Below are 16,143 nucleotides of genomic sequence, written 5' to 3'. Positions count from 1 at the left end.
AGAGTCGTTCTACAAATCAAATAGTGTCATGGATGAAAGGAACTCATTTGCCAGTTCCTTTTTTTCATATTCTAAAAACTCTGATCGTTTCTTGACTAGGTTGTAACGTTTGGAGAGGTTCCATGTTCCAGTAGGATTGAGTTCAGGGTGATTGGAAACAAAGTCGATGGTTAAATCCCATTCTCGTCGGTATCCAAGAGGACGCGAGTGATAGGTTACGCCATCAATAGTTACCGTCCCATAACTGCGGTGGGCATGACCAAAAACAACATCTTTAACGCCATGCTTGGCGAAAATCTGGTGGAATTTTTCCGAGCCTAAGTAGGCATTAAAAGGTGCAAAACGTTGATGCGTCATGGTAAAGCGGCTGTGAGGAACAAAATGCATGGCAACTATAAGGTTACTAGTGTCTAACTCACTTAAGACATTATCTAGCCTTTTAAGACTAGTTTGACAGATATCCGGATCAGTCCCCAATCGTTTAAGTCGTCGGTCGAACCAAAGTTGTTTCTTACGTTTAAGAACCTTATCTAACGTTTCATCTGAATAGGAATAATCATACCAGCCATGAAAAGCCAATAATGTCTTACTACCTAAATTTATCACCTGAAAATCAAGATTATCAATAAGGTCATCTTCTAAATCAAGCATATCATGATTGCCAAAATTATAGGTGACCTTGATCTCCTTAGACAGTTTTCGTAGAAAGGGTTTTGTGTCGATAAAATAATGGTTAGAAATATCACCAGCGATATGGAGATGGCTAACCTCTTGATTTTTTAGGCAATTTATAAGAGTATCAATTTCATATGTTTCAAAGTGATTTATATCAATATGTAAATCACTCATTACTGCAAGTCTCGTCATAGAAACATTGTAACAAAAAGGTTAAGGCTTGTCTGTAAATGAAGATGGTGGAAAATACTTGCCCTTAGACTACAATTTCATTATGATAAGAATATGGATATCAAATTAGAAATACAAAAGATGGCCAAGGAGATTGGCATTTCAAAAATTGGTTTTACTACCGCCGATGACTTCGCCTATCTGGAAAAATCCCTTCGACTTGGTGTCGAAGAAGGGCGAACAACAGGTTTTGAACATAAAAATATTGAAGAGCGTATTTATCCTAAGTTGACCTTGGAATCAGCTAAAACCATCATTTCCATTGCAGTTGCCTATCCGCATAAGCTGCCACAACAACCCCAAAAAACAGAATATAAGCGTGGCAAAATCACTCCAAATTCATGGGGTCTAGATTATCACTATGTTTTGCAGGACAAACTAAAACGCCTGGCAGAAGGCATTGAAAAACTGACGGAAAACTTCGAATATAAAGGTATGGTGGACACTGGAGCTCTGGTCGATACAGCAGTGGCCAAGCGAGCTGGTATTGGCTTTATCGGAAAGAATGGACTAGTTATTTCGAAAGAATACGGGTCCTACATGTATCTTGGCGAGCTTATCACTAATCTAGAGATTGAACCAGACCAAGAAGTTGATTATGGTTGTGGGGATTGCCGTCGTTGTTTGGATGCCTGTCCGACATCATGTCTCATTGGCGATGGTACTATGAATGCTCGTCGTTGTCTATCCTTTCAGACACAGGATAAAGGCATGATGGATATGGAGTTTCGAAAGAAGATAAAGACTGTTATCTATGGTTGTGACATTTGTCAGATTTCCTGTCCATATAACAGAGGTATCGATAATCCACTGGCTTCGGACATTGATCCTGAGCTTGCCATGCCCGAATTACTTCCTTTTCTTGAGCTGACCAACAAATCCTTCAAGGAGAAATTTGGGATGATTGCCGGTTCATGGCGCGGGAAGAATATTCTTCAACGTAATGCTATTATTGCCTTGGCTAACCTACATGATCGCAATGCTATTGTCAAACTGATGGAGATAATTGATAAGAATAATAATCCCATCCATACGGCGACTGCCATTTGGGCTCTCGGTGAGATTGTTAAGAAACCCGATGAGGCTATGTTAGATTACATGAGGGAACTGTCACCTAAGGATGAAGAATCCCAAGCAGAGTGGGAGCTTGTGTGTGCAAAATGGCAAATTTAAGTGATTTATGCTAGAATTAAGCATAATACTATAAAATGGAGGAAACCTATCCATGGAAGTGGCAGAAATTCGCCAAAAAATCTCTGAAAATCAAGAGAAGCTCGTGAGCTTCGGGAGGTCTCTTTGACTTAGATCGTTTGGAAGAGGACATTGCACTCCTCGAAAACCGAATGACTGAGCCAGATTTTTGGAATGATAATATTGCAGCTCAAAAGACCTCACAAGAGTTAAATGAGCTAAAAATGAAATACGAAACTTTCAACAATATGCAAGAACTCTCTGACGAGACAGAGCTTTATTTAGAAATGTTGGAAGAAGATGATAGTGTTCAAGAAGAGCTTGAAGAAACACTCGAAAAACTTGATAAGATTATGACAAGTTACGAGATGACATTGCTCTTGTCTGAACCTTATGACCATAACAATGCGATCCTGGAAATTCACCCAGGCTCTGGTGGGACAGAAGCTCAAGACTGGGCTGATATGTTGCTCCGTATGTACCAACGTTATGGAAATGCCAAAGGTTTCAAGGTCGAAACTTTGGATTATCAGGCGGGTGATGAGGCTGGAATCAAATCTGTAACCCTTGCTTTTGAAGGACCTAATGCTTATGGTTTCCTCAAGTCAGAAATGGGTGTCCACCGTTTGGTTCGTATTTCACCATTTGACTCTGCCAAACGTCGTCATACCTCTTTTACATCAGTGGAAGTCATGCCTGAATTGGATGATACCATTGAAGTAGAGATTCGTGACGATGATATCAAGATGGATACATTCCGCTCAGGTGGTGCTGGTGGTCAGAACGTCAACAAGGTTTCTACAGGTGTGCGTTTGACCCACATTCCAACAGGTATTGTTGTAGCTTCAACGGTTGACCGTACACAATACGGGAACCGTGACCGTGCGATGAAGATGCTTCAAGCTAAGCTCTATCAAATGGAGCAAGAAAAGAAAGCAGAAGAAGTGAATGCTTTGAAAGGTGATAAGAAAGAAATCACTTGGGGAAGCCAAATTCGCTCATACGTTTTCACGCCATATACCATGGTTAAAGATCACCGTACAGGCTATGAAGTTGCCCAGGTTGATAAGGTAATGGATGGAGATATTGAAGGCTTCATCGATGCCTACCTCAAGTGGCGTATGGAAGAATAGTAACGATATACTATTTTTAAGTATTTAGATACTTTATCTCAATGAAAGGAAGGCGTTCGGCTACTTTAGTAGTTGAATACTGACATTATGGCTCTTATTGAATTAAAAGATGTTACTAAGAAGTATGATAAGTCAACAACAGCCCTTAGACACATTGATTTGTCTGTTAACTCTGGGGAGTTTGTTTACTTAGTCGGCCCTTCTGGTGCTGGTAAATCAAGTTTAATTCGCTTGTTCTACCAAGAAGAAAAATTAACGAGTGGTTCTATGAAGGTTGGAGAGTTCGATTTAACCCGACTTCGTAAGAAAGATGTTCCACTCTTGAGACGTTCCATTGGAGTTGTTTTCCAGGATTATAAACTTCTTCCAAAGAAAACAGCTTTTGAAAATGTTGCTTATGCCATGGAAGTTATTGGTGAGAAACCTCGTCATATCAAGAAACGAGTGGCAGAAGTACTCGAGTTGGTTGGTCTTAAACACAAGATGCGTTCATTCCCAAATCAATTGTCTGGTGGTGAGCAACAGCGTGTCGCTATTGCACGTGCTATTGTAAATAATCCAAAAGTGTTGATTGCGGATGAACCAACAGGGAACTTGGACCCAGAGATTTCATGGGAAATTATGCAAGTCCTTGAACGTATTAACTTGCAAGGGACTACCATTTTAATGGCAACCCATAACTCAACTATCGTTAATAACCTTCGTCATCGTGTCGTTGCGATTGAAGAAGGACGTATTGTTCGTGATGAAGAGGAAGGAGAGTACGGTTACCATGATTAGACGCTTTTTCCGCCATTTAGGAGAATCGATTAAGAATCTCAAACGTAATCTATTGTCGACACTTACGGCAGTATTTTCGGTAATGATTGTTCTTTCACTTTTAGGTGTCTTTGGCTCTGTTATTTTAAATACGCAGAAATTGGCTTCAGATATTGAAAAGAATATTCAGGTCAATGTCTACTTGGATCCAGATTCATCAGATGCCTCGAAAACAGTCAAGGAACTTTCTGGACAGATTGTTGCTAATAAAGACTACCATAAGATTTATGATGCTTTGACCAAAATCAAAGGTGTAGATAAGGTTACTTTCTCAAGTAAAGAAGAACAAAAGAAACAACTGATTGAAACAATGGGTTCAAGTTTCGAGACAGCTACTGGAGATGCCAACCCTCTTTCAGATGTTTACATCGTCCAAACGAAATCACCAGATGATGTCAGTCGAGTTGCCAAGGAAGCAAAAGCCATTCAGGGTGTTGATAATGCTAACTTTGGTGGCTCAGATACTGAAATTCTGATGTCCACTATGAAACGTGTTCAATTTTGGGGAATCATTGCCACAGCACTCTTAACTATTGTGGCTGTCCTATTGATTTCAAATACTATCCGTATTACCATTATGTCACGTGCGACTGAAATTCAAATCATGCGTTTGGTAGGTGCTAAGAATTCATACATTCGTCGTCCCTACTTGATGGAAGGTGCTTGGATTGGAGCACTTGGTGCCATCATTCCTTCTGGGCTCATTTATCTTTTGTATCACATGGTTTACTCATCTTTGAATCCAGATTTTGTCAAAGGTGGTATTTCGTTGTATGATCCAGAGTGGTTTGTCTATGCGGTTATCGGAACCCTCTTCGCAGTCGGTATCATTATCGGTTCGATTGGGTCACGTATGGCAATGCGCCGTTATTTGAAATACTAAAGAGATTAAAGGAGAACCAATCTGGTTCTCTTTTTGTTTGTCAAGAGATACTATAGAATTATCTGTAGATTTTATAAAGTGAAGTTAATTCGTATGAATTTTTCTATGTTTAATTTTCTGATAACTCATTTAGAGGATAGGTAAACCTTTTTACAATATTATTTTTGTGATAAAATAAATGAAGTGTTACAGAGGTTATTTTTTTTAAGAACATAGATTAGATTTTTAGAAAGTAATATAATTACTGACCAAAGATTTTATAAAAACAAATAGTTTAGTCTTATTGTAGTTTAAATAGGAGATTTTTATGTCTGATAATGTGACAGAAAATTCGGAAACTCAACCATTAAATGAAGTATCAAAGTCACGAGAAATTTATAATTCTATGGAGAATAGTACGCAAATTTACTCTAATTCCAATTTTAAAGAATTAGCGATTGAACGAGATCTGATCAACCAACTTACAAAAGGTGAGAGTCAATGGGTCTATAGACCAGAACTGAATTCTGAAGAGAAATTATGGGATAATTTTTTTGAAAAACTAGAGGAAAATAATGTCCGTACACTGGCAGATTATCCACTAACACACTCGGAAAAAAATCAAATTAAAAACCAGCTTAATTTTGTGAACTTCTATGAAGCGGCTAAGTGGATTGCTGGAGAAAACGGCATTGCAAAAGTACAGGTACAACGGGAAGATGCCAGTTTAGGAATCATTCGTCTTGAAGTCTTATGGCGCAATAATGTGGCAGGTGGGAAGTCTAGTTATGAAGTCGTACATCAAGTCATGACAGGCGGTGAAGGAATTCGACAGCGTCGTGGCGATGTCACCCTTTTAATCAATGGCTTACCATTGATTCAGATCGAACTGAAAAGCCGCTCTCATCCCTATATGGATGCTTTTCGTCAGATTAAAAAGTATGATCAAGAAGGACAATTTAGAGGGATTTTTTCAAGCCTTCAGATGTTTGTTGTATCCAATGTAACGGATACTCGCTACATAGCAGCGGCTAAGGCAAATAAACTAAACGAACGCTTCTTAACCAAGTGGGTCGATCAAAATAATCACCCTCAACCTCAGTTGTTTGACTTTGCGGAGTCCGTATTATCTATTCCAAGAGCGCATGAGATGGTGATGCAGTATTCGGTGATTGATGATGATAAAAAGGCTTTGATTTTATTACGTCCTTACCAGGTGCATGCAATCGAAGCGATTCGCGATGCTAGTAGAAAACAACAATCGGGCTATATCTGGCATACGACTGGGTCAGGGAAAACGTTGACCTCTTATAAAGTCTCTAGAAATCTTCTTCAAATTCCATCCATTGAGAAGACGATTTTTGTAATAGATAGGACGGATCTTGATCAGCAAACTACCAGTTCCTTCCAGTCTTACGCTGAAAATGATATGATTGACGTCGATGAGACGGATGATACACGAGAATTAATCAAAAATTTAGCATCTGATGATCGTCGTGTAGTTGTAACGACTATTCAAAAGATGAATGCCATGATTCGTCAGTTTGACGAAGGCCGTCATCAGAAGGTGTATGACCGTATTAAGAACTTAAAATTGGCTTTTGTAGTGGATGAATGTCACCGAGCTGTGACACCAGAACGGCAACGTCATTTGGAAAAATTCTTTACAAATTCTCTTTGGTATGGTTTCACTGGGACTCCGATTTTTAGTGAAAACAAGCGAGAGCAAAAAGGAGATTTGGCCCAGACTACTGAGGAGCAGTATGGCGCTTGTCTTCATGAATACACGGTCAAAGAAGCAATTCATGATCGAGCTGTCCTTGGCTTTAATGTCGAATACCAGACGACCATGCCTGACTGGGCAGAAGATGAAATTGACGAAGAGTTTTATGATGATGAGCGACATATGTTAGCTGTTTTGGATGCTATCCTCAATCGTTCCAAACGAAAACTTGGTTTTAAAAATGGGGTCGGTAATACCTACGAGGCCATACTAACAGTCAAAAGTATCGCGCGTGCGCAAGCTTATTATACCTTGATCAAGAAAGTTAAAAATGGGGAGACCTCTCTGAAGATTTCTGAAAGTGTAAAAAAAGTCTTGCCAGATTTTCCAAAAGTTGCGATTACCTACTCTGTAACTGAAAATGATGCAGACTCGGTTTCAAATCAAGCCTATATGGAAGAAAGTTTGCAAGACTATAACGCCATGTTTGGAACCCACTTTAATCTAGCAACCTTGTCTTCCTATAATAGTGATCTAAATAATCGCCTTGCAAGGAAGAAAGAACGCTTTGCTTTTCGGGAGGAGCAACTAGATCTCGTCATTGTTGTTGATCGCCTTTTGACAGGTTTCGATGCTCCTTGTCTGTCTACCCTATTCATGGATAGACAACCGATGAAGCCACAACATATCATCCAGGCTTTTTCAAGGACCAATCGTCTTTTTGATGAGGGTAAGAAATTTGGGCAAATTGTGACCTTCCAAACACCTGATCGTTTTAAAGAAAAGGTAGATGAAGCCCTCAGTCTATACTCAAATGGTGGAGAGTCCAGTGTCTTAGCTCCAGAGTGGCCTGAAGAAAAGGCTAAATTCCTTGAAAAGACACAAGCACTATTAGCGATTTCTCCAACACCCGAACAGGTGCCTGATCTGGATACCGCTACAGAAGCGGAGTTGAAACGTTTTGCTAAGGCCTTCCAAGAGTTTGATAAACTATTTTCATCCATTCAGGTCTATGCGGATTATGATGAAGAAAGTATACTTGAAGAGGTCGGTCTTAGTCTGGAAGATATTGAGAACTTCGTTGGTCAATATCAAAATGTCATCGAAGAACTAAGAGGACGACGAGATGAAAATCCAGAAGGTGAAGAGACAACCTTTGACATTGAATATGAACTAGAATCTATCCATACAGACGAGATTAATTACCACTATATCTTATCTTTGATTCAAACGTTGATTGAAAGTAAAGAGCAGAATATCACAAGTAAGGAAAGAAATCTCGTTAATAACTATATTGAGGATTTGAATAAATCTAATCCAAAATTATCAGGAATTATCTCTCAGCTATGGCAAGAAGTACAAGCTGATACAGAAGAATATCAAGGACAATCGGTTGCTCATAAGTTGGATGAGATGATCGAAAAGACCACACAAGAAAAGATTCATAAAGTGGCGAACTATTGGAAGATTGGTCAAGAAGAACTTCAGTTTGTTGTTGACAACTTCCGAGTAGGTCGAGTTAAGCAAAATGGTGAAAAAGCTGTCACTGACTCTCAAAATTATGCTGCTTATAAAGAAGCGCTAGGAGATCAGGCACTTCCAAAACTCAAATATAAAAAAGCCCTCAAAGAGGACTATATGACAATGATCGCTGAAGACATTTTGCCACTTAGGGGGAGGTAGTTGGAGAATTTAAACCTAGAAAAATAAAGCCTGAAGTTGAAAATAAATTAAGAAGAAAAAGAGTGGTAAATGGTAGAAAAACTATTTATTATTGGCAATGGCTTTGATATAGCGCATGATTTGAAGACAAATTATCTCTATTTCAAAAAATTTGTCTATCAAAAGGCCTACGGAAAAGATGAGTTGTTGGAGTCATTGCAAAGTGAGAGTGCAATAAAATTGTACCTCGAAAGACTAGATTATGAGATATTAGAAGATATTGATGATTATAGTATTCCTGAAATACAAATGGCACCAGATGGTGGAGACCTATATCCAGACGATGAAGAGTTGTACAAGTTGTTGTATCAGTTAATGGGTCAGATTACGGAAACTGAGAAATTTTGGTCTGATTTTGAAGAAAAATTAGCAGATTTTGATAAAATTTCTATTACTACAACTGATATTACAGATAAGGATGGAGATTTAGATGGGTCAAAAATGTCTAATAATGCTAATGATACAGGAGAAACTCTAGCAAAATATGTATTATATTCTTTAAATAAAATATTTAATGAATGGATTGAGGAGACGTACTCGGAATGGGCCGCTAGAATTCTTACTAAAAGTGAAGAATCACTTTCGAAGCTATTAAAAGCTACCATTTTAAATAATCCTGATGCAATATTTATCAATTTCAATTATACAAAAACGCTAGAGGACTTTTATAGAATTCCTGAGGATCAAGTTATCCATTTACATGGACTTATTGGTAGCAGTCAGTTCATCTTTGGACATGGTTATGAAGATGAATTTAATAGCAATCCATATGATTTTAATCCTCTAAATGTAGGTTCATACCTTGAAGCAGTTGTTGATAAGTTAAAGAAGCCAACCGATAGAGTATTGTGCAAATATAGGGAATTTTTTGAAACGTTATCTTCTATCAAAGAAATCTATTTTATTGGTTTTGGAATTCGTTCAGAAGAAAATTGGGTAGATAGTCCATATTTGAAAACGATATTTAAACAAATACCGAACGCCGATATTATACTTGATAGTTATTATCAATTTGGAGATTTTGAGCTAATAAAGAGAACTCTAGAAAAATTAGGTGCTAGTAAGGCGAATGAATGTAGAGTGATAGATACAGTTAATAATCAATGGGTAGAAGGAGAGTAAGAATGACAAATAAACCAAGTTACCGATTTGAGGACTATGCTGAACCTTGGGAACAGAGAAAGTTGGGAGAAATAGTTGATATTACTTCTGGAGATGCTCCAGCAAAATTTTTTGAAGGTAATACGCCATATGTAAAAGTTGATGATTTAAACTATTGTGATAAATATTTAACTGCAACACAAAACCATGTTGATACAAGCTATAAAATAAAAAAAATTGAAAAAGGAAGCGTTGTATTTCCCAAAAGGGGGGCGGCAATTTTAACTAATAAAATTAGAATTTTGAATGTCCAAGCCTACATGGATACTAATATGATGTCCTTAAATACTGATAAAGCAAATTTAGAATTTTTATACACAGTTATTTCTAATATTGGTCTGTATAAAATAGCAGATACTTCAACAATACCTCAAATAAATAATAAACATATATTACCTTATCCTATTTATTTTCCCACTCTCCCCGAGCAAACTGCCATTGGTTCTTTCTTCCAAGATATTGACCAGCTCATTAGCCTTCAACAGCGTAAGTTTGAGGTGCTCAAAGAGCAGAAGAAAACCTATCTTAAACTTCTCTTCCCAGCCAAAGGACAAAAGAAACCAGCCCTTCGCTTCGCAGGATTTGAAGATGAGTGGAAGGAAGTGAAGTTGGGGGAAATATTAGTTGAAAGAAATGAACAGATTTCTGAAAGTGAAGAGTATCAGTTAATGTCATTTGTACAAGGAAAAGGAGTTGTACCAAAATCTGATAGATATGACAGAAGTTTTCTTGTTAAAGATGATAAGAAGAATTATAAAAAGACAGAATATGGAGACTTCATTTATAGTTCTAATAATTTAGATACAGGGTCAATAGGTTTCAATAAGACTGGTAAAGCATTAATTTCCCCTGTTTATAGTATATTTTATTCAAAAACAAAAAAGGAAAGTCAATTTATTGCTATACTGTCTCAAAGAAAAGAATTTATCAACGAGATGATTAAATATAGACAAGGTGTAGTATATGGTCAGTTTAGAATTCATGAGAGGGATTTTCTTAATATAAGAATACTAGCCCCAGAAAGTCATGAACAGGAGGCTTTGATAACCTTCTTCCAAGATATAGACAGAGTTATTGCCAAGCAAGAAGAAAAAGTCAATCATCTCAAAGAAAGCAAACAAACCCTACTAAGAAAAATGTTTATCTAAGATACAAATACAGAAAAACGACAACAAACCAATGAAAGTATAAATGGATAGGAGACCCTATGTCACAAACAGATTTATCTAGAGAACTCTATCAATCCCTTTGGAATGCAGCGGATATCCTGCGTGGGCAGATGGATGCCAATGAATACAAGTCTTACCTTTTGGGTTTGATATTCTATAAATATTTATCTGACAATATCCTTCAAGCTGTCTGCGATAACTTGGATGAAGACTTTGAGTCTTTCCCACAAGCTCAAGAACTTTATGAGGAGAATTTTGCGGATCCTGAAGTTCGTGAAGACCTAATTGAAATTTTTAATGATGAGTTAGGATATGTCATTGAGCCTTCACTAACCTTTACCAAGCTGGTGCAGGATATTCACGAGGGAACTTTCCAGTTGGAAACCCTAGCGCAAAGCTTCCGGGATATTGAACAATCCAATGAGAAATTTGAGAATCTCTTTGAAGATATCGATCTTTATGCAAAAAAATTAGGAAATACTCCTCAAAAACAAAATAAAACCATCTCTGAGGTTATGAATCAACTTAATGACCTCAATGTATCTGGTCATGCAGGAGATATCTTGGGTGATGCTTATGAGTATTTGATTGGCCAATTTGCTAGTGATTCTGGGAAAAAAGCTGGAGAGTTTTACACGCCTCAAGCAGTATCTCACCTCATGACGCAGATTGTCTTTGCAGGTCGTGAACACCAAAAAGGGATGTCCCTTTATGACCCGACTATGGGTTCGGGCTCTCTTTTGCTCAATGCCAAGCGTTATAGTAAAGAAGCGTCAACTATCTCTTATTATGGGCAAGAACTGGTTACGTCTACCTACAACTTGGCTCGTATGAATATGATGCTTCATGGGGTTGCGATTGAGAACTATCACCTCAGCAATCACGATACCCTGGATGAAGATTGGCCAACTACAGAGCCAACGGATTTCGATGGTGTGCTCATGAACCCACCGTATTCACTGAAGTGGTCAGCAGATAGTGGATTCTTGCAAGACCCTCGTTTTTCAAGTTATGGAGTGTTGGCTCCTAAGTCTAAAGCAGATTTTGCCTTTCTACTACATGGTTTTTATCACCTCAAGCATAACGGTGTAATGGCGATTGTCCTTCCTCACGGAGTTCTTTTCCGTGGAGCTGCAGAGAAAAAAATTCGTCAGCATTTGTTGGAAGAAGGAGCTATTGATACAATTATTGGTTTGCCAGCCAACATCTTCTTCAATACATCTATTCCGACGACTATTATCATTCTCAAGAAAAATCGTACGAATAAAGATGTTTTCTTTATAGATGCTTCAAAAGAATTTGAAAAAGGAAAGAATCAAAACAATATGACTAATGAGCATATTGCTAAGATTTTAGAAACCTATCAAAAACGGGAGGATGTCGAAAAGTTAGCCCATCTAGCTAGCTTTGAAGAGATTGTCGAAAACGACTACAATCTTAATATCCCTCGCTATGTCGATACATTTGAGGAAGAGCCAGTCGTACCTTTGACAGATTTAGCAGATCAGTTGGCAGAGATTGATCGTGAGATTGAAGATGTGGAAGCAAGACTTGCTCAGATGAGAAGTCAATTAGTCGGTACGACTCCAGAAGCTCAGGATGAGTTAACCGCCTATTTGGAAAAATTGAATAAAATGTGAGAAGGAGGACCAATCTGGTTCTCTTTCTGTTTGTCGAGAGATTCAGAAAAGCAGATTTTCAACTATATCTCAAAATCGTCTGCTCAAAGCCCAAATCCAATCCCATATTTGGTATAATATTTAAAAAACATTGGAAAAGAGATGCATTATGACAAAGTTAGCTACCATTTGTTATATTGACAATGGAAAGGAGCTTTTGCTCCTACATCGTAATAAAAAGCCTAATGATGTTCATGAAGGAAAGTGGATTTCTGTCGGGGGAAAACTAGAAGCTGGAGAGACACCAGATGAATGTGCTCGTCGTGAAATTCTCGAGGAAACACATTTTACAGTGACTGAGATGGATTTTAAAGGTATGATTACCTTTCCAGAATTTACCCCTGGTCATGATTGGTACACCTATGTCTTTAAGGTAACTGGTTTTGAAGGAGAACTCATCTCAGATGAGGAGTCTCGTGAAGGAACGCTTGAATGGGTACCATATGATGAGGTCTTATCTAAACCAACTTGGGAAGGTGACTATGAGATTTTTAAGTGGATACTTGAAGATCGACCATTCTTCTCTGCAAAATTTAGCTACGATCGTAACCAGAACTTGGTAGATAAAACTGTAACATTTTATGATAAATAGGGAGGAACTATGAAGCGTAAAAAAACAGAAAATTTTTCAGAAACATGGTTTTTTAAGTGGATATTGAATAATCAGGCTGTCGTAGCTTTTTTCATCTTACTTTTGATTGGTTTGACGGTTTTGATTTTTACCAAGATTAGTCCCATTTTTTCACCCGTCATCCAGTTTATGACCATTATTATGTTGCCATTGGTTATTTCCATGCTCCTTTATTATTTAATAAAACCTTTGGTACTACTTGTAGAAAGAACGGGATTGAGTCGAACCATGTCTATCTTGGTCATCTACGCTATTCTTGGCTTGCTCTTGGTTTGGGGGATTTCAACAGCCATTCCAAGCTTACAAAATCAAATTTTGATCTTGATACGAAATGCACCATCATATATTGCACGTGCCAATAGTGAAACGGAACGTTGGATTAATCTCCCTATTCTTTCTAACTTCCATGGTGATTTAGAGTCCATGCTTAGTGATTTCTCAGCGAGAATGGTCAATTATGCTGAGAACTTTTCTTCATCGGCTTTGACATGGGTTGGATCTTTTGCGAGCACAGTAGCAAGGGTGACAGTAGCTATCATTTTGGCACCTTTCATTCTCTTCTACCTTTTAAGAGATAGCCAAAAGATGAAACATAGCTTTGTCTCAGCCTTACCAACTCGCTTTCGTGAAACAACTGTTCGTATGCTTTCAGATATTAATAGTCAGCTCGAAGGGTATGTTCAAGGCCAGGTTACAGTCGCTATTGTTGTTGCCATCATGTTCTGTATTATGTTTAAGATTGTAGGTCTTCGATATGGTATGACTTTCGGTATTATGGCAGGTTTTCTAAACATGGTTCCTTATCTGGGAAGCTTTCTTGCTATGGTACCAGTTATAATCATGGGACTGGTGCAAGGACCCGCTATGTTGATTAAGGTCCTCATCATTTTCTTCATTGAGCAAACTATTGAGGGACGTTTTGTTTCTCCACTCGTTTTGGGGAATAAACTAAGTATTCACCCGATTACCATTATGTTCATTCTCTTGACAGCAGGTTCTCTTTACGGTGTTTGGGGCGTCTTATTGGGGATTCCAATTTATGCCTCTGTCAAGGTTGTTGTTAGAGAGATTTTTGATTGGTACCGTTCTGTAAGTAATCTTTATCAAGATGATTTAGAAAATGAAGGACAAAAAGACGATGTTAAATAGTGAAAAAATGGTTGCCTCTATTGGAAACCAAGATTTAGACCACGCGGACAAATATTTTAAAAAAGCTTTACGAGAGGACCCTGCAGAGGTTCTTGTTGAGTTGGGCCAATATTTAGAATCTATTGGTTTCTTACCACAGGCACAGGAAATTTACGAAAAAGTTCGCTTTGATTTTCCAGAGGTTAATGTCAATCTAGCACAAATTGCTGCCGAAGATGGTGATATTGAAGAGGCTTTTCTCTATTTGGATGCCATACCTGAAGACTCTGACGACTATTTGTCTGCTTTAATTGTAAAGGCTGACCTCTACCAAATGGAGGGCTTAACTGATGTGGCACGTGATAAGTTGTTGGAGGCAAGTCAATTATCAGATGACTCATTGATTATTTTTGGTTTGGCTGAGATGGAGTTTGAACTTGGAAATTTTGAACAAGCTATTCATTACTATGCTAAATTAGATAATCGTGACCTTCTTGCGATGACTGGCGTTTCTACTTATGAACGCATTGGTAAGGCTTATGCCAGTCTTGGAAAGTTTGAAGCTGCTCGTGAATTTTTGGAAAAAGCTATTGAAATTGAGTACGATGATACCGTTGCTTTTGAGTTAGCCACTTTGCTCTATGATCAAGAAGAGTATCAAAAAGCTAATTTTTACTTTAAGCAGATAGAAACCATGTCTGCTGACTTCGAAGGTTATGAGTATATTTACGCCTTGTCGTTACATGCAGAACATAAAACCGAAGAAGCTTTACGAATGGCACAACAAGGGATTTCTAAAAATGCCTTTGATGTTCAATTACTTTTGCTAGCGTCACAGTTATCCTACGAGTTGCATGACACTCAATCTGCTGAATCTTATTTGAAGCAAGCTTTGCCATTGGCTGAGGACCAAGATGAGATTATCTTGCGTTTAAGTACGCTCTATTTGGAAGAAGAACGTTACGAGGATCTAGTGGCTTTAGCCGATTATGAAGTTGATTCTGTTTTGGCTCGTTGGAACATTGCCAAGGCCTACCAAGCACTTGATGATGAAGAAGAAGCTTTTCAAATCTATCAAGATTTGGCTAAAGATTTATCTGAAAATCCTGAATTCCTCCATGATTATGCATATATTTTGCGTGAATTTGGTTACAGGGATCAGGCGCGTGCAACGGCTGAAAAATACCTTGCTTTAGTTCCAGATGATGTCAATATGCAAACATTTTTTGAGGACTATTAAGCTGTGAAACGTTTTAATCATTGGTTTTAAGAGAGGGAGAGATACATTGAGCTTGCTCACTCCCTCTTTTTTTATTTCTCTATTTATGTTATGATTTTATTAGAACCCATAAGGAGTGAGTATGGTTAAGAGAGATTTAATTCGAAATATTATCATAGCAGTTCTTGCCATTGTAGTGATTTTGTTGTTGAGAGCTTTTGTCTTCTCAACACACCGTGTGACTGAAGGTCAGGCTAATGACTATATTCATGCTGGTGACTATGTTACTTTCAATAAAAATGTTGAGCCTCAGAAAAAAGATTTTATTCTTTATACAGTTAATGGTAAAGAATACATTGGGCGTGTTATTGCTGATGAGGGTAAGAGCGTGACAGCTATGGATGATTTCCTTTATGTTAATGATAAGTCAGTTGACGAAGCCTATATTAGTAAGGGTAAATCAGCTTATTTGGCGACAGTTTCACCTGGGAATTTCTTCACTGATGATTTTTCCATTGCAACATTGACAGATAATAAACAAACTAAGATTGAAAAGGGGCAGTACCTTGTACTGAACGATAATCGTCGTAATACAGATGATAGTCGTAAGTTTGGTCTCATTGACAAAGATCAAATTAAAGGTGTTATCTCTTTTAGATTGTATCCTCTATCACGTTTTGGTTTCGTTGATGTCGATTAATATTTCAATACTACTAAAAAAAGCGGCTCTTTGTCAACTGTAGTGGGTGACGAAAAGCTAACATCTAGAGAGGACCTGATAGGTCTTCTCTTTTTTTATG

General features: G+C 37.9%; 13 protein-coding genes. 12 read left to right on the top strand and 1 reads right to left on the bottom strand.

Going from position 1 to position 16,143, the window contains the following annotated elements; translation table 11 throughout:
• Positions 1 to 9: 9 nt before the first annotated feature.
• Positions 10 to 867: a metallophosphoesterase gene (locus tag H7U02_RS10375; RefSeq protein ID WP_049554309.1), complete on the bottom strand. Its 858-nt coding sequence runs from the start codon at positions 865 to 867 to the stop codon at positions 10 to 12.
• A 93-nt stretch (positions 868 to 960) separates the two neighbouring features.
• Here H7U02_RS10375 and queG point away from each other — a divergent pair, with 93 nt between their 5' ends.
• From queG to lepB, 12 genes are all read left to right on the top strand, one after another.
• Positions 961 to 2,079, top strand: a complete 1,119-nt coding sequence (queG, locus tag H7U02_RS10370) for a tRNA epoxyqueuosine(34) reductase QueG (RefSeq protein WP_049554308.1) — start codon at positions 961 to 963, stop codon at positions 2,077 to 2,079.
• 52 nt (positions 2,080 to 2,131) lie between these two features.
• A protein-coding gene (prfB, locus tag H7U02_RS10365) for a peptide chain release factor 2 (RefSeq protein WP_096833329.1) occupies positions 2,132 to 3,230 on the top strand; the annotation gives its coding sequence in 2 pieces (ribosomal slippage) (positions 2,132 to 2,203 and positions 2,205 to 3,230; 1,098 coding nt in all).
• Between the two features lie 87 nt (positions 3,231 to 3,317).
• Positions 3,318 to 4,010 carry a cell division ATP-binding protein FtsE gene (gene ftsE, locus H7U02_RS10360; protein WP_049545099.1) on the top strand — a complete coding sequence of 231 codons (693 nt, stop codon included), beginning with the start codon at positions 3,318 to 3,320 and terminating at the stop codon, positions 4,008 to 4,010.
• Positions 4,003 to 4,932: a permease-like cell division protein FtsX gene (ftsX, locus tag H7U02_RS10355; RefSeq protein ID WP_037597738.1), complete on the top strand. Its 930-nt coding sequence runs from the start codon at positions 4,003 to 4,005 to the stop codon at positions 4,930 to 4,932. The genes ftsE and ftsX overlap by 8 nt, the downstream gene beginning before the upstream one ends.
• Before the next feature lie 385 nt (positions 4,933 to 5,317).
• The gene (locus H7U02_RS10350) at positions 5,318 to 8,317 is read left to right on the top strand and encodes a type I restriction endonuclease subunit R (RefSeq protein ID WP_201043321.1); all 3,000 of its coding nucleotides are present in this window, start codon (positions 5,318 to 5,320) and stop codon (positions 8,315 to 8,317) included.
• Between the two features lie 69 nt (positions 8,318 to 8,386).
• A complete protein-coding gene (locus tag H7U02_RS10345; protein WP_201043318.1) occupies positions 8,387 to 9,478 on the top strand; it encodes an AbiH family protein in 1,092 nt (363 codons plus the stop codon).
• Positions 9,479 to 9,480: 2 nt separating this feature from the next.
• Positions 9,481 to 10,665, top strand: coding sequence for a restriction endonuclease subunit S (locus H7U02_RS10340; RefSeq protein ID WP_201043316.1), 1,185 nt, complete (start codon positions 9,481 to 9,483; stop codon positions 10,663 to 10,665).
• Between the two features lie 59 nt (positions 10,666 to 10,724).
• Complete coding sequence (locus H7U02_RS10335) at positions 10,725 to 12,326, top strand: type I restriction-modification system subunit M (protein ID WP_201043314.1); 1,602 nt, start codon at positions 10,725 to 10,727, stop codon at positions 12,324 to 12,326.
• 148 nt (positions 12,327 to 12,474) lie between these two features.
• Positions 12,475 to 12,957 carry an NUDIX hydrolase gene (locus H7U02_RS10330; protein WP_037597740.1) on the top strand — a complete coding sequence of 161 codons (483 nt, stop codon included), beginning with the start codon at positions 12,475 to 12,477 and terminating at the stop codon, positions 12,955 to 12,957.
• A gap of 9 nt (positions 12,958 to 12,966) precedes the next feature.
• Positions 12,967 to 14,145: an AI-2E family transporter gene (locus H7U02_RS10325; protein WP_073686303.1), complete on the top strand. Its 1,179-nt coding sequence runs from the start codon at positions 12,967 to 12,969 to the stop codon at positions 14,143 to 14,145.
• Positions 14,135 to 15,364, top strand: coding sequence for a tetratricopeptide repeat protein (locus tag H7U02_RS10320; RefSeq protein WP_110981214.1), 1,230 nt, complete (start codon positions 14,135 to 14,137; stop codon positions 15,362 to 15,364). The genes H7U02_RS10325 and H7U02_RS10320 overlap by 11 nt, the downstream gene beginning before the upstream one ends.
• A gap of 121 nt (positions 15,365 to 15,485) precedes the next feature.
• On the top strand, positions 15,486 to 16,043 hold the full coding sequence (gene lepB / locus H7U02_RS10315) for a signal peptidase I (RefSeq protein ID WP_037597744.1): 558 nt from the start codon (positions 15,486 to 15,488) through the stop codon (positions 16,041 to 16,043).
• The last annotated feature ends 100 nt before the right edge of the window (positions 16,044 to 16,143 follow it).

Origin of the sequence: Streptococcus sp. 3.1 (genome assembly GCF_016648915.1) — a bacterium.
In the GTDB taxonomy this organism is placed as follows: domain Bacteria; phylum Bacillota; class Bacilli; order Lactobacillales; family Streptococcaceae; genus Streptococcus; species Streptococcus salivarius_E.
The sequence above is the reverse complement of the archived record's forward strand: the minus strand, read 5'-3'. Positions and strand labels throughout refer to the sequence as shown.